The following is a 23,389-nucleotide window of genomic DNA, read 5'->3' on the forward strand; positions in this document are numbered from 1 at the left end:
AGTCGCCAGACGCTCTTTGTGCGGTGTTGCCCTAGACCAATGTGAAACAGGGAGGATTACATGAAACTACTTGCCATTGACGGAAACAGTATCCTGAACCGTGCATTCTACGGGATTCGTCCGCTCAGCAATACACAGGGCGTGTTTACCCATGCCATTTTCGGCTTTATGAATATTTACCTGAAAAATCGGGACGAGGTGCAGCCAGATGCTGTGGCTGTGGCATTTGACCTGCGAAAGCCCACGTTCCGTCACAAGGCAGTTGCCACCTATAAGGCGAACCGCAAGGGCATGCCCGAAGAATTTGCCATGCAGCTGCCCTATGTGAAGCAGCTGCTGACACTGCTGGGAATTCCGGTCATCACCTGTGAGGGCTACGAAGCAGATGATATTCTGGGAACGCTGGCGGCGGCATGTACGGCACAAGATGCGGACTGTGTGATCCTGACAGGGGACAGGGACAGCCTGCAGCTGGTCAGCGATCATGTGACAGTGCGGCTTACTACCAACAAGGAAACCATTCCCTATACGCCGGAGCGTTTTCAGGAAGAGTACGGTTTTGCTCCACTGTCCCTGATTGACCTGAAAGCTCTCATGGGGGACAGTTCGGACAACATCTCCGGTGTAGCCGGCGTAGGACAGAAGACTGCTTCCAAGCTGATTCAGGCGTGGGGAACTGTGGAAAATCTCTATGCTCATCTGGACGAGGCAGGGCTCACCAAGTCGGTGTACAATAAGCTGACTGCCGGACAGGACGCGGCAAAGGAGAGCAAGTGGCTGGCAACGATCGTGACCGATGTGCCGATCGACATGGACGTGCAGCACTATCTGCCCCAGCCGGTGCAGACCGAGGAAGTCCGCAGGCTGCTGCTGGAACTGGAAATGGCAAAACTGCTGGAAAAGCTGAAGCTTTCCGGAACAGATGCTCCCGCAGCAGAAGCGGCAGAGCCGGCAGAACAGCAGCAGCCTCTGACGGAACAGCCCTTGACGGCGGCTCTGCTGGACACATGGCGTGCTGACAAAACGGAACTGCCCTGCTGTCTGTTTGACGGCAGCCGCATCTGCGTATACCACGCCGGCACGCCGGAAGCGGTGTACACTTCGACAGATACTGCCCTGTGGGAACAGCTGTTTCAGATGCCGCGTCTGACGTTCGGGGCAAAGCCCCAGTATCGGTTTCTGCTGGCACAGAGCATCACGCCGGACAGCGGCAGCCCTGCGGCAAAAGATGCGGAACTGGCTGCGTATCTGCTGAACTCCACCACGTCCGCCTATGAGGTCGAACGGCTCTGCGTGACCTATCATGTGCCCTATCCCCGCAGTGCAGGTGAATATGCCGATCTGGCGGCTCTCCCGAAGCTGTACGCCGCTATGGAGAAGCTGGTGGAGGAACAGGGCATGACCCGTCTGCTGCACTTTGAACAGCAGCTGACCGTGGTGCTGGCGGCAATGGAACACGACGGCATTGCCATTGACCGGCAGGGCGTAGAGGACTTCGGCGTGTACTTGTCGGAACAGATCGAGGAAATGCAGCAAATGGTCTACGACGAAGCCGGACACACTTTCAACATCGGTTCCCCGAAGCAGCTGGGAGAAGTGCTGTTCGGGGAAATGCAGCTGCCCCACGGCAAAAAGACCAAGACCGGCTATTCCACCAATGCGGACATTCTGGAAAAACTGCGGGGAGAGTATGCCATTGTGGACTATGTGCTGAAATGGCGGCAGTATGCCAAGCTGAAATCCACCTATGTGGACGGATTGCTGAAAACCGTTGGGGCAGACGGCAGAATCCACACGGTGTACAAACAGACCGAAACCCGTACAGGGCGAATCTCCTCCACAGAGCCGAATCTCCAGAACATTCCTGTCCGCACAGAACTGGGGCGGAATATGCGAAAATTTTTCGTGGCACGGGAGGGCTGTGTGCTGCTGGACGCAGACTACAGCCAGATCGAACTGCGGCTGCTGGCAAACCTGAGCGGCGACCGGCAGATGCAGGAGGCATTCCTTAGCGGGGCAGATATTCACGCAGCCACGGCGGCACAGGTATTTGGCATGCCGCGGGAAATGGTGACACCGGAGATGCGGAGTGCGGCGAAAGCAGTAAACTTCGGCATTCTCTATGGCATGGGAGCCTTTTCCCTGTCGCAGGACATTCACGTTTCCGTGCGGCAGGCGAACCAGTATATCCAGAACTATATGGCACAGTTCCCCAGCGTGGGGGCATTCATGGAAAAGACCGTGGACACTGCCCGCATCAACGGCTATGTGACCACCTATTTCCAGCGACGCCGACCGGTGCCGGAACTGCTCGCCAGCAACAAAATGGTACAGGCGGCAGGAAAGCGAATCGCCATGAACACGCCCATTCAGGGGACGGCGGCGGACATTATCAAGCTTGCCATGATCTACGTGTACCGGCGGCTGCAAAGCGACGTGCCGGACGCGAAACTGATCTTACAGGTACACGATGAACTGATCGTCGAGGTGCCGGAACAGCATGCCTTACAGGCGGGAAAAGTGCTGGGCGAGGAAATGCAGGACGTGATCCGGAATACCCTTTCGCCGGAGGAACAGGAGAAATTCCCTGTGCCCCTGACAGCAGATGTGAGCATGGGGGAGAGTTGGTATGCAGCAAAAGGTTGAGATCGTACCGGCGGCAGAAGCCGATTTGCCGGAGATTCTGTCGCTGGCGAAAGCAGCATTTCCCGACCCGTGGACAGAACAGCAGTTCCGCCAGACCATGTGCTGTTGTTACAGCCGTATCTGGTGTGCCAGGGCGGCAGGGGAATTCTGCGGCTATGTGGCAGTTTCGCTGGCAGGAGATGCGGTGAATCTGGACGACATCGCAATTGTACCGGCGTTCCGGCGGCAGGGTATCGGCAGACAGCTTCTGGACTGGGCACACCGGCAGTTTCCGGAGAACGAATTCTGGCTGGAAGTGCGGGAGTCCAACGCCGCCGCTATTGCCCTGTATGAATCCGTAGGCTATCGGCAGGTGGGCTTTCGGAAACGGTATTACCGCGATCCGGAGGAGGGTGCTGTGTTGATGACGCGAGAGGTGAAAAAAACATGACGGAACTACTAATGCAACTGAAAGCTTTTCTGCTTTGGACATTGTTGCTTGTACCTCCGTTTGCGTTGACTGCACTGAATTTGTGGAACCTTTTTGCGGAGTGCAGCGGCAGGAGAAAACTGGCTCCCAGACTGTTCGCCGGACTTTCCATGGGAATTGGTGCGGCAGAGTATTTTCTTCTGTTGTGTGCGTGGTTTGAATATAGCGGAAAGGATTATGACCAGGCGACATATGCTTTTCAGACACATAATCTGATCGACTCGGCACATGCACTTTCTTTCTGGCTGCCGGTTTTGGTGGGAGTCGTCGGGTTGGTGCTTTTGCTCTGGTGCAGACCGGAACAGCTGCCGCCGCTGGTTTCTGCCGGTGCAGTGGCAGGGGTGCTGGTGGGAAATATCATGCAGATACTTCTGGCAGTGCAGATTGCCGAACGGGTAGATCTGCACAGGTTTCTGGATTGGTATTTCTACCTTTATCACGGCAATCTGCTGCTGTTGTCTGCGATGGGGATCCGCCGGCATATCGCCGGACAGACAAGGCTCCTGCGGGAACAGCAGACGGTATTCCGGCGGCGTTGGGTGCTTCGGCTGTATCAGTTTTTGGAAAAGACATCACATTTTCGGCTGGCTGCCTTTTTGCTGGTGCTGCCCCTTGCGGCAGTGTTGGAAGTGGTACTGATTCTCTGCGGACAGGGCGTGGACGGCACAGTTCAGGCGTTTACCCAGACGGCGGACTGGACATTTTCACAGCAGCTTCCGCCGCCTCCTTTGGAATATCAGGGACACTATCTCTGTACAGTCGCTGCCGGCGGACACCGGAAACTGGTGCGTCCGCTTCGGCTGGGGTATCGCCGTGGTGCCGTGATCGTGGTAAACCGACAGCTTGCCGTGGCGAATGCCTTTGAAGAACTGCTTCAGGAACGTCTGCCGCGTCTGCACCGGCTGGTACGGCATTTTTACGATAATCACGGCTATCCGCTTTCGCAAAAAATCACTACGCCGTTTCGGGCGGATCTGGTGTATTTGCTGATGAAGCCATTGGAATGGCTGTTTGCGGCGGTTTTGTATTTGTTCGATCTTGCACCGGAATGCCGTATTGCAAGGCAGTATACCGTTCAGAAAAAATAAAGGCAATACCGGATAAGCACCTGCTATAGCTTTGCGGTATTGTGATAAAGTTCACAGAAATGGAGATGCAGCTATGCTGATATTAGGAATTGAAAGCTCCTGCGATGAAACCGCAGCGAGCGTTGCCAGAAACCACACGGAGATTCTCTCCAATGTGGTTTCCTCACAGGTAGAGGAACATAAACAATACGGCGGCGTTGTGCCGGAGATTGCCTCCCGCAGGCACTGTGAAAACGTGCTGCCTGTGGTACAGAAAGCACTGGACGATGCCGGTGTGACATTGGCGGAACTGGACGGCATTGCCGTGACCGCATACCCCGGACTGATCGGGGCACTGCTGGTGGGCGTGAACTTCGCCAAGGGACTGGCACTGACCGCCGGAAAGCCCCTTGTGCCGACGCATCATCTGGCAGGGCACATTGCGGCGAATTACATTGCACATCCGGAACTGAAGCCGCCCTATCTCTGTCTGGTCGTCAGCGGCGGGCACAGTCATCTGGTGGAAGTGCTGACCTATACGAAATTCCGGATTCTGGGACGGACACGGGACGATGCCGCAGGGGAGTGCTTCGACAAGTGTGCCCGTGCTATGGGCTATCCGTATCCCGGCGGCATTCATCTGGACAAAGCGTCCCAGTCCGGCAACCCGAAAGCATTTTCTCTGCCAAAACCGAAAATTGCGGAAAATGCCTATGATTTCAGCTTTTCCGGCTTAAAAACTGCCGTGGTGAACCTGCTGCACAATGCCCAGCAGAAAGGCGAAACCATTTGTCGGGAAGATCTGGCAGCTTCGGTGCAGGCGACTATTTCCGAGGTGCTGACAGAACACACCATTCGGGCGGCAGTGGAGCACGGCTATTCCACCATTGCCATTGCCGGCGGCGTTTCTGCCAACAGCGGCGTGCGGGAATCTCTGCAAAAAGCCTGTGACAAGCGGAACTTCACCCTGTACATGCCGCCGCTTTCCCTGTGCGGCGACAACGGAGCCATGATCGCCTGTGCCGGTTCCTATGCCTTTGATGCAGGGATCCGTGCCGATTCCAGCCTGAACGCCAGTGCTACTATGGAACTGACCGACTGGGGCGATATGGGAAATGGACAGTGATGTCTAAGTTTTACAAAGCAGCGAAAAGAATCGTTCGTATTTTCCTCGCAATTGTATCATTTGTCATTCTTTCGTCATGTGATATGCATGACGATGTAAAACCAAGAAATCAAGATGATACAAGGTGGATTACAGCTGATCAAAATATATTTTTTTCTGTTATGTACGATGGAAACTATAATATTTGTTTAGGTGCTTTAAAAACGACTGAAACAGTCTATCATATTAGTCTTGAATTTGATTATGGCTCCGGACTTATCATTAGTGATTATGATATGCTCACGGAAAATGATTTTCTTGTTGATATGAATCAAATCTTACTGAGAGCAAAATGTGATTTTGGTAAGAAAAAATGTACTGCTGAAGTAACCGAATCATCTATTGACAGTATCAGCGTTGGAGATAAAATAACTTTTCATTTAGCTGATGAACTGCCTGATTGGGCAGAAGAAATAGAGAAAGTCAACAGAAAAGCTTGTGAAGGAAATGAAGAAATGTCAACAACTGTAAATATTGAAAAATAATACTCCAAGCACAAAGCGGTAAATCATATACCCTAACAGCATACAGCACTCTTTCATTTTTGAAGGAGTGCTGTATCAATTTTTAGACAGGTATGAATGGTGCAAGTCATGTATTCATCACGCTGAAAAATATTTTTGTACAGTGGAAAATGCTGAAATATCGCGGGAAAGAGTAATCCTGTGGTGTTGAAAATCAGAAGAAAGGCACCTCTTAGAATAGAGGTGCCTTTTTCAGTTTCCAAGGCTTGCGGTTAGCTACAACTAATCAAAATTAGGGCGATTGGTAAGAAATTTACAGAAAAAAGCTTGATTCTTGTCGGGAGATGGTGTATAATAGTTCCTGTATGCGAATCGTATACAATGCCATATCATGAAAGGAGTTTGACCATGATTTATTCAAACGAAGTAAACGAAATGTGCTGCGTAAAACAGGGCGTACAGCACGGTGCTGCACCGATTCCTGAGGAAGCAAAGTGGGTAAAGGCAAAGGAAATCTCTGACATTTCCGGTCTGACACACGGTGTGGGCTGGTGTGCACCGCAGCAGGGTGCATGTAAGCTGACTCTGAATGTAAAGGAAGGCGTGATCCAGGAGGCTCTGGTGGAAACCATCGGATGTTCCGGTATGACCCATTCCGCTGCTATGGCTGCAGAAGTTCTGCCGGGCAGAACCATTCTGGAGGCTCTGAACACAGACCTCGTTTGTGATGCAATCAACACTGCTATGCGTGAGCTGTTCCTGCAGATCGTATACGGCCGTACACAGAGTGCGTTCTCTGAAGAAGGTCTGCCGATCGGTGCTGGTCTGGAAGATCTGGGTAAGGGTCTGCGTTCTCAGGTTGGTACCATGTACAGCACACTGAAGAAGGGTCCGCGTTATCTGGAAATGACCGACGGTTATGTTACCAAGATCGCTCTGGACGAAGACGATGAGATCATCGGCTACAAGTTTGTAAACTTCGGCAAGATGATGGACTTCATCAAGGCTGGCGACGATGCAAACACTGCTTTCGAAAAGGCACAGGGTCAGTATGGCCGTGTTGCTGATGCAGTGAAGTTTGTTGACCCGAGAAAAGAATAAGGAACAGGAGGAAACAACCCATGGCATTATTTGAATCATATGAGAGAAGAGAAAAGCAGGTTCTGGCTGTTCTGAAGGAATATGGCATTGATTCCATCGAAGGTGCAGCTGAAGTTACCAAGGCTGCTGGTCTGGACGTATATAAGATGGTAGAAGGCATTCAGCCGATCTGCTTCGAAAACGCAAAGTGGGCTTATACCGTTGGTGCAGCAATTGCGATCAAGAAGGGCTGCCGCAGAGCTGCTGACGCTGCTGCTGCAATCGGTGAAGGTCTGCAGGCATTCTGCATTCCGGGTTCTGTTGCTGACCAGAGAAAGGTTGGTCTGGGCCACGGTAATCTGGGCAAGATGCTGCTGGAAGAAGATACCAAGTGCTTCGCATTTCTGGCAGGTCACGAATCCTTCGCTGCCGCAGAAGGTGCGATCGGTATCGCTGAAAAGGCAAACAAGGTTCGTAAGGAACCGCTGCGTGTTATCCTGAACGGTCTGGGCAAGGACGCTGCACAGATCATCGCACGTGTAAACGGCTTCACTTATGTAGAAACCGAAATGGACTACTACACCGGCGAAGTCAAGGAAGTATTCCGCAAGTGCTACTCCAAGGACGCAAACAGCCCCCGTGCAAAGGTAAACTGCTACGGTGCAAATGACGTTACCGAAGGCGTTGCAATCATGTGGAAGGAAGGCGTAGACGTTTCCATCACTGGTAACTCCACCAACCCGACACGTTTCCAGCATCCGGTAGCTGGTACTTACAAGAAGGAATGCATCGAAAAGGGCAAGAAGTACTTCTCTGTTGCTTCCGGCGGCGGTACAGGCCGTACCCTGCATCCGGACAACATGGCAGCAGGTCCGGCTTCCTATGGTATGACCGATACCATGGGACGCATGCACTCTGATGCACAGTTCGCAGGTTCTTCCTCCGTTCCGGCTCATGTAGAAATGATGGGTCTGATCGGCATGGGCAACAACCCGATGGTTGGTGCGACTGTTGCTGTTGCAGTATCTGTTGAAGAAGCTGCTAAGGCTGGCAAGTTCTAAGAAATTGCGTGGTTTTTCCATGTAAATAGAAAAAGAGGGCACCTCGGCTGGTTTTGGCTGGGGTGTCCTTTTGCGTTTTTACAGCTGTTTATTGACCACATTTTGACCACATACACGCTCCAAAGCAAGCCCTGCAAAAAATACAAAACGCCCCCGAACAAAAAAGAATCCCAAGCGAAACCGGCAAATAAACTGGAATCCGTCGGAAAAGCCGGCAGTCCATTGACGGCAGAGCTGTTTTTGTGGTATACTGTTGCAGGAGGTGTGTGGCTGATGCATATATTTGACGTACTGGGGCCGGTGATGATCGGACCGTCCAGTTCTCATACTGCCGGAGCCGTGAAAATCGGCTATGTCACGCGAAAGCTGCTGGGAGAAGCACCGGTGCAGGCGAACATTCTCCTGCATGGTTCGTTTGCGGATACCGGCTCGGGACATGGTACCGACCGTGCTGTGATTGCCGGACTGCTGGGCTGTAAGCCCGATGACCCGCAGATTCCGTCCAGCTTTGAAGCGGCAAAAAAAGCCGGCTTTTCCTTTTAGATCACCAGGGGTACACTGCGGGGAGCTCACCCCAACACAGTGAAGATCGAAGTTGTCGGAGAACACGGCAGCCAGCTGGAAGTGATCGGTTCGTCCGTAGGCGGCGGCCGCATTCGCATTTGCGAGATCGACGGGATCCGGACAGACTTTTCCGGCGAATACAACACCATTATCGTACACAACACCGATACCCCCGGACACGTGGCACAGGTGACCACAGTTCTGGCACAGAAAAACGTGAATATCGCCGCCATGCAGCTGTACCGCAATACCAAGGGCGGCTATGCGGTAATGATTCTGGAGTGTGACGACCGGATACCGCCGGACATGGTTCGCTGGCTCAGCGGACTGGACGGCATTCTGAAAATCACCAGCTATAATGCAGAGGAGAACGTGTGATATGGAACTGCGGTCTGTTGCGGCTTTGATAGAGGCAAGCCGGAAAATGCCCATCTGGGAAGCGATCCTTTGCAGCGATCTGGAAGAAGATACGCCGGAACAGCGGGCGGCTTCGCTGGAGAAAATGCAAATGCTCTGGCAGGTGATGCAGGACTCCGCCGCCGGCTATGACGGTTCTCAGCGTTCCCTCAGCGGGCTTTCCGGCGGGGACGGGGAGAAGTATACTCAGATGCTGTCCTCTGGCAAGATGATGTGCGGGACATACCTCAACGATGCCATTGCCACCGCCCTGAAAGTCAGCGAGTGTAATGCCTGTATGAAACGCATTGTGGCAGCACCTACTGCCGGCTCCTGCGGGGTGATTCCGGCGGTGCTGATTCCCTACCGGAAAGAATACACCGATACACCGGAGAAGGAGATGCTCCACGCCCTCTACGTGACCGGCGGCTTTGGAAATATCATTGCTGAGCGGGCATCGGTTTCCGGTGCGGAAGCCGGCTGTCAGGCAGAGATCGGAGCCGCTTCGGCTATGGCAGCAGCGGCACTGGTCTACCTGCGGGGCGGCTCACCGGAAGCCTGCGGCAATGCCTGTGCCATGGCACTGAAGAATCTGCTGGGGCTGGTGTGTGATCCGGTTGCCGGACTGGTGGAAGTGCCCTGCGTCAAGCGGAATGTGGTGGGCGTGGTGAATGCCATTTCCTGTGCCAATATGGCGTTGGCAGGTATTGTCAGCCGGATTCCGCCGGACGAAGTCATTGATGCAATGGCAGAGGTGGGCAGCAGCATGTCTGCCGACCTGCGGGAAACGGCAAGAGGCGGTCTGGCGGCAACGCCTACCGGAAAGCGTATCGCTGCGGAGCGAGCAGAGTAAAGGCAACACTGTGGGTGCTGCCGAAAGAGAAAGAGGAAACATTTATGAAACTTGTGACTTATTTACAGAACGGAATAGAACAGATCGGCGTGCTGACACCGGCAGAAGATGCGGTTGTGCCGGTAGGCATGCTGGGGCTGGATTTTGCAGATATGGCAGAACTGGCAGTGCAGATGACCGATGCCCAGCGGGACACGGCGGCGGCTCTGCTGCCGGAAAAAGCCGGAGAGGGAATCCCTCTGGAACAGGTGAAGCTGCTGGCACCGATTCCCCGACCGGCACGGGACATCATCTGTCTGGGCGTGAACTTTTCCGAACACGCCAAGGAAAGCGTAGGCGTTATGGGGCAGGAATACGGCAGCGAACGGAAGTTCCCGATCTATTTCGCCAAGCATGTCAACGAGGCAGTCGCTCCGGGGGACAGCATCAACGGACACTTTGACATTGTCACCGATCTGGACTACGAAGTGGAAATGGCATTCGTCGTGCGGAAAGACATTCAGGGTGCCAGGGCGGAGGACGCGGCTTCCTATGTGTTCGGCTACACCATTATGAACGATGTCAGTGCACGGTGCATTCAGATGCGGCATAAGCAGTGGTTCCGCGGCAAAAGTCTGGACGGCTTTGCACCGATGGGCCCTTGCCTTGTGACGGCAGACAGCTTTGACTTTCCGCCGAAGCTGAATCTCACCTGTAAAGTCAACGGGGAACTGCGGCAGAAGTGCAACACGGAACTGTATATCCACAACATTCCCTATGTCATTGAGGAACTGTCCCACGCCATGAAAATTCCCGCAGGCACGATCATTTCCATGGGAACGCCGGCAGGTGTCGGTATGGGCTTCGTGCCGCCGAAGTATCTGAAGCACGGCGATGTGGTAGAATGTGAAGTAGAGGGCATCGGAAAAATCATCAATCCGGTAGAATAATAAAATAGAATAATAAAAACCAAAACGCCCCGCATGCGAAGGGATGAAACCGCATGCGGGGCGTTGTTTCCGGAACGTATCCCGTGTGTGGAGAAAGTTCACACAGACACATTCCTTAAAAGAGAAAATGGAAAGTTGTCAATGGACAAGTAGGTTATGAAAACACACTCTGGAACTGCTTACTGTAAATCGCCCAAGGAAACTACAGTTTTCTGACCGTAGCCCAGGATGTCAGCATACAGGTCTTGCAGTTCGTCCTCATCCATGAGGAATGCCACAGTTGCCTCGACACTTTCGCCCGGAGCAACATTGGTGATGTTGTTCTTGCTGTGGTCTCTGTCAGTGGTAAACAGGAAGAACTCACCATACTTCAAGTCGTCCAATGTGCCATTGCAGTACATGGTTTCATCCGTCGGCTCGCAGGCAACCGCGCCGTAATCCAGTCTGTCACCGTTCTTCTGGAGCAGACTCGGGCAGACACAGATCTCCTGTGTGATGCTGCACTCATTGGTGTAAGTGAGATGCATCACAAGGACACGCTGGGGAACGGTTTCTTCCTTGATTTTGGTATCCAGTGTGTTCACGCCGTCGCCGCGGGAGTACCATGTGCGTACATCGTCCTTGACAGTGCCGTCCGCATTGAGATACTGGCTGTAGTCTGTCGGATTGCCGATTTCATCCACTGCCGGAAGTCCGTCAAAGTTATCCTGGACGGAAACGCTGTCCAGCTTGACAGTGACGCGGGAATATCTGTCATCATCATCATAGAAATCCGAACGAATGGTGTCACCGATCTGCTGAATGGTATAGTCATCGACCTTGTAAACCTCATCGGTTCCGCCAGTCTCTTCCTGCGGCTCACCGCTCCACAGCTCAGCTGTCTCCTTGTCAGAAGGTGTCAGACTGAGATTTTCTGCGATCTTTTCGATTTCTTCCTTTGTCACGCCGGTTGTTGCATAGAGCTGTACGGCATAGTTGGAATCCGGGAATGCGACCCAGACATCCTTGTCAAAAACATCCTTGCCGGACAGTCCCGTGGTGTCAGTCACTGCATAGAGAACAGTATTGCTGCCGCAGGTGAGTGTCTCCTGAGAAACGCTGTAGTTGACGGTGTGCGTCAGAGCAGCTTCCTGACTGTCAATCTTATAGAAGAACATACTTATGGCGCGTCCGCTGGGGTCTCTGTACTTTCCGCTGCTGGGATCGGTTGCCATGTCTTCCGGCATCCAGCCCACCTGCAACGCCATGATCTGGTCAGAAACGCTGTCGTTCTTCGGAATCACCATTTCCTGCTGATACTCACCGCCGCCGTTCTGGAAATAGCCGCGGATCTGAGTGGATGCATATACAGCGGTAGGGATGACTACGATGGCTGCGGCAACTGCTACGGCTGCGGTCAGGGACTTTTTCATGTGGAATTTATGCGATCTCATAGGACTTTCCTCCATCTGGTGCAGCATCTGCTGTTTCCGGCGGGCATAGCGTTCCGAAAAAACGTGGGGCTGTGCGTCTGATGTAAATGCGTCGTTGACGATGTTGTTCCATTCGGTGTCGTTATACGGAAAAGAGTTGTGTTCGGATTTCATCATAAAGTTCCCCCTTTTTTTGTTGGATTGCCTTTCTGGCACGTTCAAAGCGTTTTCTTGCAGCGGCTTCTTTCATAGAGAGCCGCTCGGCAATTTCGCGAAAGGATAACTCCTCCTCGCACCGCATCAGGACGATCTGCCGGTCCAGGTCGTTTAGCGGCTCTAACATTTCGGCAATGGATTCTTCCTGTGCAATGTTGGCGAGAAGCTGTTCCATGTCATCTTTCTGGTTGGGGACCTGCAAAATGCGGTCGTCCCAGACGGTATAGCGTTCGGAATCCCGTTGGTTCTGCCGGTATTGGTTGATCGCTGTGCTGCGAATGATCGAAATGATGTAATGCTTGGTTTTTTCGCTGCGAACGTCGCCGATCTTTTTCAGATTCTTTAGGATTCGGAGGAACGCATCGGATACAGCATCTTCCGCCTGTTCTGTATGATGCAGGATTGCGTAAGCGATGCGATACATGGGCTGTTCGTAGATGTCATAGAGCAGCTTGAGTTTTTCCTGTTCTTTTTCTTTGTGCGTAGCCATTTGCTCACCTCTTTCTGAAACGGGCTGTCATTCCTGTGCATCGGTCTTTCGCCCGTCTGCATATCATAACCGTCTGGCGGTATCGATTTGTGACAGGGTTCCAAAAATTTTAAGGCAATACCGCACAAAGCCCGCCTGACGGCTTTGTGCGGTGTTGCCTTAAGAGAACTTCAAATCACAGCTGCACTGGTCTTTCGCCCGTCTGCATTGCATATTATAACCGTCTGGCGGTATCAGTTTGTGACATAAGGAGAATCTTTTAGCCAGTGCAATGCATTACCAGTTCATTTTGAAAATTGATTTGTGTGAACACACAGCAAGTCCCCACATGCAGATTACCTTTTGCATATGGGGACTTGTATCATACAAAAAATCCTGTAACGAGAGCTGCTGCCGAGGCTGCCAGAGCCACCACGATCAGGGGCAGGTTCCAGTACGCCAGTAAAACTGCGACGACTGTTCCCACGGCTGCTGTGATCATGTTGCCTGTGGAGTAGAAAATGGCAGGAATGGTCATGGCACTGAGCACTGCGTAGGGAATGTAATAGAGGAAGCTTTGCAGAAAATGGTTCTGGATCTTTTTCCGGAAAACCGTAAACGGCACAACACGGATCAGATAAGTCACGCCTGCCATAATGGCAATATAAAGAATCAGGCTCATGTGCGTTCCTCCTCCGGAATGGGAAAGACGATCGCCCCGAATATCGATGCCAGAACTGCACAAAGAATAATGGCGAAGCCGCTGGAAACCGCCGTGAACACGTACCGGAACAATATGCTGCACGCCGCCGCCAGAGCGACCACTGCCAGCACGCTTTTTTTCTTGCGGGAAACCGGAACGATGATTGCCAGGAACATGCCGTACAGCACGATACCCATGGCATCAATGATAAACTTGGGCAGAATTTGTCCCGCTGCTGCCCCCAGCAGTGTTCCCAGTGTCCAGCCCAGAAATGCGATCAGGATCAGCCCGTACATGTAGGCGGGGCAAATGGTGCCGGACTGTGCGGAGGCTACGGCGAAAATTTCGTCGGTGATGCCGAATGCCGCCGCCATGCGTTGGGGGAGCCGGAACGTTTTGTCCAGCTTCTGGGACAGGGAAAAGCCCATGAGGGCATACCGGAAGTTAATGGTCAGCTGAGTCAGAGCCATTTCCAGATAGGAACCGCCGGCAGCGATCACGCCTACGCCGGCAGCCTGTCCGGCAGAGGTGACATTGGTAATGGAGATTGCCACGGCGGCAGAAACCGACAGCCCTGCACGCACTGCCATGATGCCGAATCCAAAGGAAACGGAGAGGTATCCCAATGCAATGGGGATTCCCTGTAAAATGCCTTTTCGAAATGCTTTGTCCAATGTGATGATGTCCTTTCCGGAGCCTGCGGACAGGCTCATGTAAAATGTCACAGCCAAAACGGCACAGTAATTTTTATTATACCACAATCCGACGGGAAATGCAAATTTTTTCAGCATTTGATTTTCTAAGGAAAAATGTAAAATTTTCTTGTGTTTTTGTGTGTGGTATGGTATAATAAGAAAGACGGGAACGGGGAGTTTTTGGGAAAATCGGGATTTATAGGAGATAAGTTATGAGCAAAATAACAGCTTTACTGCAAAAGATGAAATCTCTGTGTAACAGTAATAATGGTAAGGACACATTTAATTCTCCGGTGACAGCGGAAGAAATATCTGATTGGGAGATTGCACACAACGTAAAGCTTTGTGATGAACTGAAAGAATTTTATCTTTTCAGTAATGGTATGAATTTACGTATCTATTTCTCAACATTCAATATCTGTCCGTTTGAAAAAATTACCTTTAGAGAAGGCGGCTTATTGGGATATGGAGAATTTGAAGGCTATATGAAAATAGGTGATTTTGTGGGAGATGGTTCAATAATATGTATAGACAGAAATTATCATGTTTGCTGTATATTTGAAGGTGATGCTGAAATAACCAAATGCTCACTTACAGAACTAATTGAAAGAGAACTTGAACATCTTGAAGAAAAAATCGAGTACAGAAAATGAAAAGAGAAAAATAACGAAGTCCTTATACGTAAATTCCAGTTTGCAAAATAAATCAACAGAGAAATCATGGAGGCAGGCATGAAAAGCAAAATCATATATTGCATCAATTTTATTTGGACAAGCTGCGTTGCGTTTTCGTTTCCGATATGCTTTGGTTTGATTTATCTCAACATAACTGGTCATGCAAAAGGCTATAGCTATGATTTAGGATCAGAGAAAGATGTTTCTATCATGTTGGGCTGTGTGGAACTTCTCATTTGGCTTGCCCTTGCACTGCCCTCAAATATCTATATCTTTCGGAAAACACTGCGTAAAGGCAAAGCATATTTGCTGATACCGATCGCATGGTACATAGTCCTTGCTGTAATTTGCCTGATGATCACATTCGGTGGGTGGTCAGAATACGCAAAAGAAGTATTTCATGTCAGAAAAATTGAATTAAATGGAAACGAGGACACTGATATTGTCTTTTACAATGGAACTGAATATCTTTCCGGACTTTTTTATTGTGCAGATGATGACAGGAGGATCATTGGACGTATAGATCATGGTGCTAGAGTCTATACGGTTGGTTCAGATACATCGCCGCAGTATCTTCTAATTGTAGGCAGAGATAATAGCGGCACCTTTATTGCAGAAGGTGCTTCTGTTCCAACAAGTGGAAAAATCACCAAAATACTGATCGATCCCGGAATTCGCAGCGATAATTCACAGTATCTTTCATCTGCTGATGAGATCGCTGTGATTGATGAAATAACAAATCTATCAGGCGAATTCCAGACATTTCGTGTGGATAATTATTACACAAATGGCAATGCCTTTTACTATGTATACAATAACAGTAATGTGTCATGCAATGAAAATTATGGTGGCTATATTGCTTTTACCGAGGGGAAATGGATATATGCTCCACCTGAAAACAGACCTGTATGGACAGGCGAATGCAATGGTGTAACGATAGAAGCCCTTGTTATTGATGATGAGGAGATCATTGAAAAAATGTGCAGGACTGACATGGTGAAATATATAGATTATCAAAAGTGATTATAGGGTATCCATTTGCGGCATCTGTGCAAAACGCAACAAAACAACACATATTCTATATGCAACCTGACGAAAGCAAAAAGAAGATTTCTAAATCACTTGACTTTTGCATAGAAATGTGGTATAATTCATATCAAACAGATAGGTAATGTAGCAGTTACCGGAAAGGGAGTCATATCATGAAAGTTTATCAGAAAATCACGGATTTGATCGGCGGAACACCGCTGCTGGAACTGACGAATCTGGAGGCAGAGGACGGACTGCCGGCAAAGATCTACGGCAAGCTGGAATATTTCAATCCGGCTGGCAGCGTCAAGGACAGAATCGCCAAGGGCATGATCGATGATGCAGAGGCAAAGGGTCTGCTGAAGCCGGGCAGTGTCATCATTGAACCCACCAGCGGCAATACCGGAATTGGTCTGGCTTCCATTGCGGCAGCCAGAGGCTATCGTCTGATTATTGCAATGCCGGAAACCATGAGCGTTGAACGCCGCAACCTGATGAAAGCATACGGTGCAGAACTGGTGCTGACAGAGGGTGCCAAGGGCATGAGCGGTGCGATCGCCAAGGCAAAGGAACTGGCAGCGGAGATCCCCAACAGCTTCATTCCGTCGCAGTTCACCAATCCGGCAAATCCGGACGTGCATGAAAAGACCACCGGCGTGGAGATCTGGGACGACACAGACGGTACAGTAGACATTTTCGTTGCCGGCGTAGGCACTGGCGGTACGGTTACCGGCGTGGGCAGATACCTGAAGTCCAAGAATCCCAACGTCAAGGTCGTTGCAGTAGAACCGAAGGGTTCTCCGGTGCTGTCCGAGGGCACAGCTGGTCCGCATAAGATTCAGGGTATCGGTGCCGGATTTGTGCCGGATACACTGGATACCAGCGTGTATGATGAAGTCATTGCCGTAGAAAACGAAGATGCGTTCGAAATCGGTAGAGCCATTGCCAGAAGCGAGGGCGTGCTGGTAGGCATTTCCTCCGGTGCAGCTGTCTGGGCAGCAATTCAGCTGGCAAAGCGTCCGGAAAACAAGGGCAAGACCATTGTGGCACTGCTGCCGGATACCGGTGAAAGATACCTGTCCACACCGATGTTTTCTTAAGAAGTTCCTATGAGCGAAACAAAACCAAACACACCAGCAGAGATCCTGTATCATTTTATAGAGGGACAGCTGGAACTGGAACCGGAGCACTATCCGTACACCGTCGCACAGATAACGGCTCTGGAAACAAAGGTGAAAGCCAACACGCCGCTGACCGATGCAGAATCGGAAACACTGCGGAAAGTGCTTCAGACCTACATGGAACTGTACGAGTACAGCGAAGCCGAGCAGGAAAAAGTGCTCTCTCTGCTTTCACGCTAACAGAATACAAATAATACAAATAACAGCCGCAGGGAAACCGGATTTCCGTTCCCTGCGGCTGTTGTTTTATTTATGTTGAAATGCCGGCAGAAACTGTTGGAAAAACGCCTCCGGTGTCATCAGCACACTGGAAGTGTCCGAACAGGGCGAAAAGCACAGCAGCTTCGATTGCCGCAATGTGCTGTCTGCCCGCATCCGGCAGAGGTGCTCTTGGTCGAACAGCAGTCCCATAGGGGAAAGTGTGTGGGGCTGGCAGTGCAAAATTTCACAGATCTGCTGTAATTCTGCCGGCTCTGCGGGAGCATAGGATTCCGGCGGGGAAACTGTTTCCGCGTCTGTACCCAGCATCAGCAGGAAGCTGCCTGTGGTGCTGACGAAAACTCTGCACACCGGAAAAACCGGCTCCAGCTTAGATTTTTTCAGACTCTGTATCCACTGTGTCCGGTCACGATAGGCGGGGTGACAGAAGCGGGTAAAGGGAATGTCCTGCCGCATCAGATAGGAGTAGAGCAACAGTGCATCTGCATTCATGGCAAATCCGCCTCCTTTTCCGCGGGACAGACGACGTTCCGATAATAACGGGTGAAGTGCTTCGGCGTAATGCCCGTGAATTCCTTGAATTCCCGTTGAAAATGAGCCTGATCGGCATAATTCAGCAGGTCAATAAAACTGGAAACCGAATCGGCAGAATGCTCCATCATGCGGCTGAGAGCATACTGAAACCGTGCAATGCGGGCGTACATCTTCGGGGAATAGCCCATGGCATCGGAAAACATGCGGGTGAGGTGGCGTTCGGAATAACAGATTTCTTTGGCAATGTCCCCGACTTCCACATCGCCGTTGGCGTGACTGGTAAGGTATAAGACTTGCTGCACTGTTTCCTCAACTATATATTGTTCCGGCGAGAATCGGAGCAGATATTCCTGGAACAGCCGTGCCCGTTCCCAGAGGGTATCCGTTTCAAAAATCTGTTCCAGCAGCAGTGCGGTATCTGCCGGAATCTGCGGAACAAAGGTTTCCGTGTTGGTGATCTCTTTCAGACAGACCTCGTGATTGGGAAAAAACATGCCCGGTTTCAGGCGTACTCCGAAATAGTCTGCATGCGGATACACGATAAGGGATTTTCTGCAAAATGGAGAACCGATCAGTTCCATTTTGTTCTGCTGGTTGTGTCGGATAAAGACGATGTCCACACAGCCGTCCGGAATGCAGCACATGAACAGGTTCTCGTTGGTGCGGTCGATGATCTTGTGGGTGGAGAATTGATAATATCGTGCAGCAAAAGGCGTTTTTTGAACTGCCTCCTGATAGTGCTTGACATCAAATGAGAAAAAAGGCTGCCGGATCATAAAGTCAGAATAGCTTTGATACAGATTTTTCATAGGAATTCTCCTCTCGGTGTACCAGCGATTGTAACAATTAAAACTAGGGCAATACCGCACAAAGCCCGCCTGACGGCTTTGCACGCAATCTGCGTGCAGATTTTTCGTCATATTGCCTAGAAATCCCTTGCCATACGGCAGTATGCCTGCGCCGAAAAATCTGACGACGCATCTTACGCACAAGCTTTGCGCGGTGTTGCCCTAGGGATAACTGTCGAAGTCAGCTAAGCTACAATGTACTGGGGCAATACCGCCTGTCAGCTTTGCACATAATCTTCCGGTGCATCTTACGCACAAACTTTGTGCGGTGTTGCCTTAAGATATTCTTATTATAAAAACCGTGGCGTTATTTGTCAATCCCGCACGGCGGATTTCTGCTTTTTGTTTTTGAATTTGCAGTTTCGCTTTATTATATTAGGCGTTGTGCGTTGAATTTCGGTTAGTTTGTGATAACTAAAATTGTTATTTTAAGTTTTAGCGTGTCCGTTTTTTTCAATAAAACCAGCCGGAATGGGTGTATACTAAGTACAGAAACAAGGGAAACGCAAAGCGAAAGCCACAGCGGCAGAAACGCATTTGCGGTTCCGGAGGAACAGAAAACGAAGCTGCAAAGGTGCATCTGATTCGGAAGATGTGCCTTTTTCTCGTTTCTGCCCAGTGCTTCTATAGAAAGACAATTGAGGAGGTCTTCGTTATGCGTATTAGTGAGCATCCGATTATCGAAAGCTATCACAAAGGGAAGCAGATCACGTTTACTTTCGACGGAAAGGAACTGACTGGTTATGAGGGCGATTCCATTGCTGCGGCGTTAAAGGCAGCCGGCGTCATGGTACACCGCTACACAGCGAAGCAGCACAAGCCCAGAGGCATTTTTTGTGCCATTGGCAGATGTACCGACTGTGTCATGATCGTCAACGGCGTTCCCAATGTGCGGACTTGTGTCACTCCTCTGGAGGCGGGCATGCAGATCCAGACGCAATACGGCGTAGAGCCAAAGAAGGAGGACTGACAATATGAAACGGCATGAATTGATCGTCATCGGTGCAGGACCTGCGGGTCTGAGTGCAGCGATCGAAGCAAAGAAAAACGGCATGGATGTTATCGTGTTCGATGAAAACCAACGCCCCGGCGGACAGCTGTTCAAACAGATCCACAAGTTCTTCGGTTCCAAGGAGCATCATGCTAAGACCCGTGGATTTATCATTGGTCAGCAGCTTCTGAAAGAGGCAGAGGATCTGGGCGTTCGGGTAGAACTGGACTCCACCGTAATGGGTATCTACGAAAATAAGGAAGTCACCGTAAAGCAGAACGGTGAAGTCCATCATTATAAAGGCGATGCGATTATCATCGCCACCGGTGCTGCCGAAAACATGATCCCGTTCAAGGGCTGGAACATTCCGGGTGTTATCGGTGCCGGTGCGGCACAGACCATGATGAACATTCAGGGTGTGCAGCCGGGCAGCAAGATTCTCATGGTCGGCTCCGGTAACGTGGGACTGGTCGTCAGCTTCCAGCTGCTGCAAGCCGGCTGTGAAGTGGCAGCCATTATCGATGCGGCTCCCAGAGTCGGCGGCTATGGTGTCCATGCGGCAAAGCTGGCAAGAACCGGCGTACCGTTTTATCTCTCCCACACCGTTGTGGAGGCAAAGGGCACGGATCGTGTTACCGGTGCGGTGATCGCACAGGTGGACGAGCACTTCCAGCCCATTCCGGGAACGGAAAAGGAACTGGACGTGGATACCATTTGTATTGCCGTTGGTCTGACACCAATGTCTCAGCTGGCAAGCAATGCCACCTGTGATATGGAACTGATTCCCCAGAAGGGCGGTCATGTGGCACTGCTGAGCGAATACGGCGAAACTTCCGTAGAAGGCATCTATTGTGCCGGTGACGTTGCCGGTATCGAGGAAGCAAGTTCCGCAATGATTCAGGGCCGAAGCGTGGCTTCTCACGTCAGCATGAAAGCCGGCTACCTTACTGAAGACGAGTTTGAGAGCAAGTATCAGGGCTATCAGGAGGCTCTGGGACAGCTGCGGCAGGGCATGTTTGCCCCGAAGAATAAGGGCAGAAACGACTTCACGGAAACTGATGAGGGCTATCCGATCTCCAAGACGCTGCTGGCACACGGTTATATGACTGAGGAGGAACTTTCCAAGTTTCCGGCGGCTTCTTACCAGAAAGCCGGTATCCACCCTGTGATCGAGTGTACCCAGAATATTCCGTGTAACCCGTGCCAGGACGCATGTCATTTCGGCTGCATCAAGGTGGGCGAGAATATCACACGGCTGCCGGCAATCGATGAGGAAAAGAAGTGCACCGGCTGTGGCTTGTGTGTGGCTTCCTGCTCCGGTCAGGCAATCTTCTTGGTGGACGAAACCTATGAAGAAGGCTTTGCTTCCGTGACATTCCCCTATGAGTTCCTGCCTATGCCGAAGATCGGCGATAAGGGCAAGGCTCTGGATCGTCAGGGCAAGCCGGTCTGCGATGCAGAGATCGTTGGCATCAAAAAGACACCGATCATGGACAAGACCGCAGTGGTCACGATGAAGGTGCCGCTGGAATATGTGCACGCTGCAAGATTCTATCGGGCAGAGGTTTGACGAAAGGAAGGTGCAGGATAATGCGTAAAATGATTCGGGTTGCCAATCCGGAACCCTTTGTAGAACGGGAAGACGATGACATGATCATCTGCCGGTGTGAGGAGATCACCAAGGGCGAGATCCGTCGGGCAGTGTATGACGGTATGCGTACCACCAATGAAGTGAAGCGGTATCTGCGTTCCGGCATGGGGCTGTGTCAGGGGCAGACCTGCCAGCGGCTGGTGCAGGGCATTATCGCTTCGGAACTGAAAGTGCGGCCGTCCGAGCTGGGCATGATTCAGGGCAGAGCACCGGTTCGTCCCGTAGAGATTCGGACGTTCAGCAAAAACGTGACAGATGTAAAGGAGGACTAAGCCATGCTGGAAAAACGAGAAGCAGATGTGATCATCATTGGCGGCGGCATCATGGGCTGTGCAACAGCCTACCGGCTGGCAAAGCGGGGTGTCGATGTTCTGGTACTGGAAAAGAAAGAGATCGGCAACGGCGGTTCCTGCCGAAACGCCGGCGGTGTCCGCCAGTCTGCACGTGATCCGAAAGAACTGCCGCTGGCAATGTACGCGGTACAGAACATCTGGCCGCAGCTGAGCGAGGAACTGGGCGTTGATGTAGAATATCATCAGGGCGGCAACCTGCGTCTGGGTCTGACGGACAAGGACATCAAGGTGCTGGAAAACCACACCGCCAAGAGCACCAAGCTGGGGCTGGAAGTGGAAATGATCAGCGGCGACGAAGCACGAAAGCTTTGTCCGTACATGTCCGAAGAAGTGGTTGCCGCAAGCTGGTGTCCCTCTGACGGACACGCCAACCCGCTGAAAGCCACACTGGGCTTTTACCGCAAGGCATTGCAGCTGGGCGTGACATTCGTCACCGGTGTCAAGGTCATGGCTCTGGAAAAGGTCAAAGGTCGGATCCGCAAGGTCATCACAGACGATGGTGTCTATGAAGCTGACCAGATCCTGCTCTGTGCCGGCTATGAATCCCGCCGTATCGCCAATACCGTAGGCATTGATGCTCCGGTAGAACGACAGTTCAATGAAGTACTGGTTACCGAGGCACAGCCGAAGATGTTCGATATTATGCTGGGCGTTGCCGGCGGCGAGTTTTACGGGCACCAGTCGGAACACGGTTCCTTTGTGCTGGGCGGCAACAGCGGCTTGCAGGCGTTTACTTCCAACAATGATAATTTCGTCACCAACAGCCTGACCGCTCCCTGTATCTCCCGCGGTATCATCAAGTATTTCCCGATCCTGGAAAATGTCAAGGTGGTTCGTACATGGTCCGGCTGGTATGACCAGTGCATTGATGTGCTGCCGGTGATCGACAACATCAAGGAAGTGCCGGGTCTGACTGTGGCGTTCGGTTTCAGCGGGCATGGCTTTGGCATCAGTCCGGCGGTTTCCATTGCCGTCAGTGAACTGATGCTGGACGGCAAGTCCACCACCATTGACATCAGCCAGCTGACCTATGACCGTTTCCACGCAAAGGGTTAAACTATATATTGTAAGTTGAAAAAACGAATCATTACATTGCAAGGACAAAGGCGTCTATACTACAGGCACTTTGTCCTTTTTCAATTGGAGAGGAGGAGAATCCCATGATACTGCATAATGCCACCGTAGATACCATTCTGGAACGGCGAAGCGTTCGCAGCTATGCACCGCAGCAGATCACGCCGGACGAACTGGAAACGATTCTGGAAGCCGGACGATCAGCCCCAAGCGGCATGAATCAGCAGTCGGCAATTGCCGTGGCAGTGCAGAGCAAGGCGGAACTGGCACAGCTGGCGGAGCTGGCAAAGGCGGCAGCCCATCAAGACCACAACCCGTTTTACGATGCACCTACTGTGATTCTGGTATTTGCCAAGATGACCAATCTGGCACCCATGGAGGACGGCTGTACGGCGATCGAGAACATGCTTCTTGCCGCGAAATCACTGGGCATCGGTACCTGCTGGATCTATGCCGTCAATGCTCTGTTTGCTTCTGATGCCGGTGTGGCGTGGCAGGATGCACATGGTATCGGAAAAGAGTACGCCATTGTCGGTTCGCTGGCGGCAGGGTATCCCGCCGGAGCAGAACCTCAGCCAAAGGAACACCATGCATTTTATAAATGCATTTAACACTTAAGGCAATACCGCACAAAGAGCGTCTGGCG

The 23,389-nt window shown here is 51.4% G+C and carries 26 protein-coding genes; 20 read left to right on the plus strand and 6 right to left on the minus strand.

Annotated features, from left to right (window positions below; translation table 11 throughout):
• The first annotated feature begins 60 nt into the window (after positions 1–60).
• The 11 genes from polA (at position 61) to RUMCAL_RS12755 (ending at position 10,694) form a co-directional block, all read left to right on the plus strand.
• Positions 61–2,646 (plus strand): DNA polymerase I, encoded by a 2,586-nt coding sequence (gene polA, locus RUMCAL_RS12710; protein WP_021683364.1) that lies wholly within the window; start codon positions 61–63, stop codon positions 2,644–2,646.
• Complete coding sequence (gene rimI, locus RUMCAL_RS12715) at positions 2,630–3,076, plus strand: ribosomal protein S18-alanine N-acetyltransferase (RefSeq protein ID WP_021683365.1); 447 nt, start codon at positions 2,630–2,632, stop codon at positions 3,074–3,076. The genes polA and rimI overlap by 17 nt, the downstream gene beginning before the upstream one ends.
• Positions 3,073–4,203 (plus strand): DUF6688 domain-containing protein, encoded by a 1,131-nt coding sequence (locus tag RUMCAL_RS12720; RefSeq protein WP_021683366.1) that lies wholly within the window; start codon positions 3,073–3,075, stop codon positions 4,201–4,203. Before rimI ends, RUMCAL_RS12720 begins: the two co-directional genes overlap by 4 nt.
• A gap of 73 nt (positions 4,204–4,276) precedes the next feature.
• Positions 4,277–5,308, plus strand: a complete 1,032-nt coding sequence (gene tsaD, locus RUMCAL_RS12725) for a tRNA (adenosine(37)-N6)-threonylcarbamoyltransferase complex transferase subunit TsaD (RefSeq protein ID WP_021683367.1) — start codon at positions 4,277–4,279, stop codon at positions 5,306–5,308.
• Positions 5,308–5,832 carry a hypothetical protein gene (locus RUMCAL_RS12730; protein ID WP_021683368.1) on the plus strand — a complete coding sequence of 175 codons (525 nt, stop codon included), beginning with the start codon at positions 5,308–5,310 and terminating at the stop codon, positions 5,830–5,832. The genes tsaD and RUMCAL_RS12730 overlap by 1 nt, the downstream gene beginning before the upstream one ends.
• 387 nt (positions 5,833–6,219) lie before the next feature.
• A complete protein-coding gene (locus RUMCAL_RS12735) occupies positions 6,220–6,912 on the plus strand; it encodes an iron-sulfur cluster assembly scaffold protein (protein WP_021683370.1) in 693 nt (230 codons plus the stop codon).
• Between the two features lie 20 nt (positions 6,913–6,932).
• Positions 6,933–7,952 carry a GGGtGRT protein gene (locus RUMCAL_RS12740; protein WP_021683371.1) on the plus strand — a complete coding sequence of 340 codons (1,020 nt, stop codon included), beginning with the start codon at positions 6,933–6,935 and terminating at the stop codon, positions 7,950–7,952.
• 273 nt (positions 7,953–8,225) lie between these two features.
• Positions 8,226–8,495, plus strand: a complete 270-nt coding sequence (locus tag RUMCAL_RS16795) for a serine dehydratase beta chain (protein WP_341349375.1) — start codon at positions 8,226–8,228, stop codon at positions 8,493–8,495.
• A 39-nt stretch (positions 8,496–8,534) separates the two neighbouring features.
• Positions 8,535–8,894: an ACT domain-containing protein gene (locus tag RUMCAL_RS16800; RefSeq protein WP_021683373.1), complete on the plus strand. Its 360-nt coding sequence runs from the start codon at positions 8,535–8,537 to the stop codon at positions 8,892–8,894.
• A 1-nt stretch (position 8,895) separates the two neighbouring features.
• The gene (sdaAA, locus tag RUMCAL_RS12750; protein ID WP_021683374.1) at positions 8,896–9,765 is read left to right on the plus strand and encodes an L-serine ammonia-lyase, iron-sulfur-dependent, subunit alpha; all 870 of its coding nucleotides are present in this window, start codon (positions 8,896–8,898) and stop codon (positions 9,763–9,765) included.
• Between the two features lie 44 nt (positions 9,766–9,809).
• Positions 9,810–10,694: a fumarylacetoacetate hydrolase family protein gene (locus RUMCAL_RS12755; RefSeq protein ID WP_040648240.1), complete on the plus strand. Its 885-nt coding sequence runs from the start codon at positions 9,810–9,812 to the stop codon at positions 10,692–10,694.
• A 179-nt stretch (positions 10,695–10,873) separates the two neighbouring features.
• Here the strand turns inward: RUMCAL_RS12755 and RUMCAL_RS12760 are convergent, their stop codons facing one another.
• From RUMCAL_RS12760 to RUMCAL_RS12775, 4 genes are all read right to left on the minus strand, one after another.
• A complete protein-coding gene (locus RUMCAL_RS12760) occupies positions 10,874–12,283 on the minus strand; it encodes a signal peptide protein, YSIRK family (RefSeq protein WP_021683377.1) in 1,410 nt (469 codons plus the stop codon).
• Positions 12,249–12,812 carry an RNA polymerase sigma factor gene (locus RUMCAL_RS12765; RefSeq protein WP_021683378.1) on the minus strand — a complete coding sequence of 188 codons (564 nt, stop codon included), beginning with the start codon at positions 12,810–12,812 and terminating at the stop codon, positions 12,249–12,251. The genes RUMCAL_RS12760 and RUMCAL_RS12765 overlap by 35 nt, the downstream gene beginning before the upstream one ends.
• A 361-nt stretch (positions 12,813–13,173) precedes the next feature.
• Positions 13,174–13,473, minus strand: coding sequence for an AzlD domain-containing protein (locus RUMCAL_RS12770; RefSeq protein ID WP_021683379.1), 300 nt, complete (start codon positions 13,471–13,473; stop codon positions 13,174–13,176).
• The gene (locus RUMCAL_RS12775; RefSeq protein WP_051343868.1) at positions 13,470–14,207 is read right to left on the minus strand and encodes an AzlC family ABC transporter permease; all 738 of its coding nucleotides are present in this window, start codon (positions 14,205–14,207) and stop codon (positions 13,470–13,472) included. Before RUMCAL_RS12775 ends, RUMCAL_RS12770 begins: the two co-directional genes overlap by 4 nt.
• 194 nt (positions 14,208–14,401) lie before the next feature.
• Between RUMCAL_RS12775 and RUMCAL_RS12780 the strand changes: the two genes are divergently transcribed.
• The 4 genes from RUMCAL_RS12780 (at position 14,402) to RUMCAL_RS12795 (ending at position 17,253) form a co-directional block, all read left to right on the plus strand.
• A complete protein-coding gene (locus RUMCAL_RS12780; protein WP_021683381.1) occupies positions 14,402–14,842 on the plus strand; it encodes an SMI1/KNR4 family protein in 441 nt (146 codons plus the stop codon).
• Positions 14,843–14,920: 78 nt separating this feature from the next.
• Positions 14,921–15,886: a hypothetical protein gene (locus tag RUMCAL_RS12785; protein WP_040648212.1), complete on the plus strand. Its 966-nt coding sequence runs from the start codon at positions 14,921–14,923 to the stop codon at positions 15,884–15,886.
• A gap of 179 nt (positions 15,887–16,065) precedes the next feature.
• On the plus strand, positions 16,066–16,992 hold the full coding sequence (gene cysK / locus RUMCAL_RS12790) for a cysteine synthase A (RefSeq protein WP_021683384.1): 927 nt from the start codon (positions 16,066–16,068) through the stop codon (positions 16,990–16,992).
• Between the two features lie 9 nt (positions 16,993–17,001).
• Positions 17,002–17,253 (plus strand): hypothetical protein, encoded by a 252-nt coding sequence (locus RUMCAL_RS12795; protein WP_021683385.1) that lies wholly within the window; start codon positions 17,002–17,004, stop codon positions 17,251–17,253.
• A gap of 66 nt (positions 17,254–17,319) precedes the next feature.
• Here the strand turns inward: RUMCAL_RS12795 and RUMCAL_RS12800 are convergent, their stop codons facing one another.
• Together RUMCAL_RS12800 and RUMCAL_RS12805 are read right to left on the minus strand one after the other, a co-directional pair.
• Positions 17,320–17,784 (minus strand): YbaK/EbsC family protein, encoded by a 465-nt coding sequence (locus RUMCAL_RS12800; RefSeq protein ID WP_021683386.1) that lies wholly within the window; start codon positions 17,782–17,784, stop codon positions 17,320–17,322.
• Positions 17,781–18,635 (minus strand): AraC family transcriptional regulator, encoded by an 855-nt coding sequence (locus RUMCAL_RS12805; RefSeq protein WP_021683387.1) that lies wholly within the window; start codon positions 18,633–18,635, stop codon positions 17,781–17,783. Before RUMCAL_RS12805 ends, RUMCAL_RS12800 begins: the two co-directional genes overlap by 4 nt.
• A 694-nt stretch (positions 18,636–19,329) precedes the next feature.
• Here RUMCAL_RS12805 and RUMCAL_RS12810 point away from each other — a divergent pair.
• From RUMCAL_RS12810 to RUMCAL_RS12830, 5 genes are all read left to right on the plus strand, one after another.
• Positions 19,330–19,644 (plus strand): (2Fe-2S)-binding protein, encoded by a 315-nt coding sequence (locus RUMCAL_RS12810; protein ID WP_040648242.1) that lies wholly within the window; start codon positions 19,330–19,332, stop codon positions 19,642–19,644.
• A 4-nt stretch (positions 19,645–19,648) separates the two neighbouring features.
• A complete protein-coding gene (locus RUMCAL_RS12815) occupies positions 19,649–21,235 on the plus strand; it encodes an FAD-dependent oxidoreductase (RefSeq protein ID WP_021683390.1) in 1,587 nt (528 codons plus the stop codon).
• 20 nt (positions 21,236–21,255) lie between these two features.
• Positions 21,256–21,588, plus strand: a complete 333-nt coding sequence (locus tag RUMCAL_RS12820) for a (2Fe-2S)-binding protein (protein ID WP_021683391.1) — start codon at positions 21,256–21,258, stop codon at positions 21,586–21,588.
• A gap of 3 nt (positions 21,589–21,591) precedes the next feature.
• Positions 21,592–22,725 carry an NAD(P)/FAD-dependent oxidoreductase gene (locus RUMCAL_RS12825; protein ID WP_021683392.1) on the plus strand — a complete coding sequence of 378 codons (1,134 nt, stop codon included), beginning with the start codon at positions 21,592–21,594 and terminating at the stop codon, positions 22,723–22,725.
• A 104-nt stretch (positions 22,726–22,829) separates the two neighbouring features.
• Positions 22,830–23,354, plus strand: a complete 525-nt coding sequence (locus RUMCAL_RS12830; protein ID WP_021683393.1) for a nitroreductase family protein — start codon at positions 22,830–22,832, stop codon at positions 23,352–23,354.
• Positions 23,355–23,389 lie beyond the last annotated feature (35 nt).

This window comes from Ruminococcus callidus ATCC 27760 (assembly GCF_000468015.1).
GTDB lineage: Bacteria > Bacillota > Clostridia > Oscillospirales > Ruminococcaceae > Ruminococcus_C > Ruminococcus_C callidus.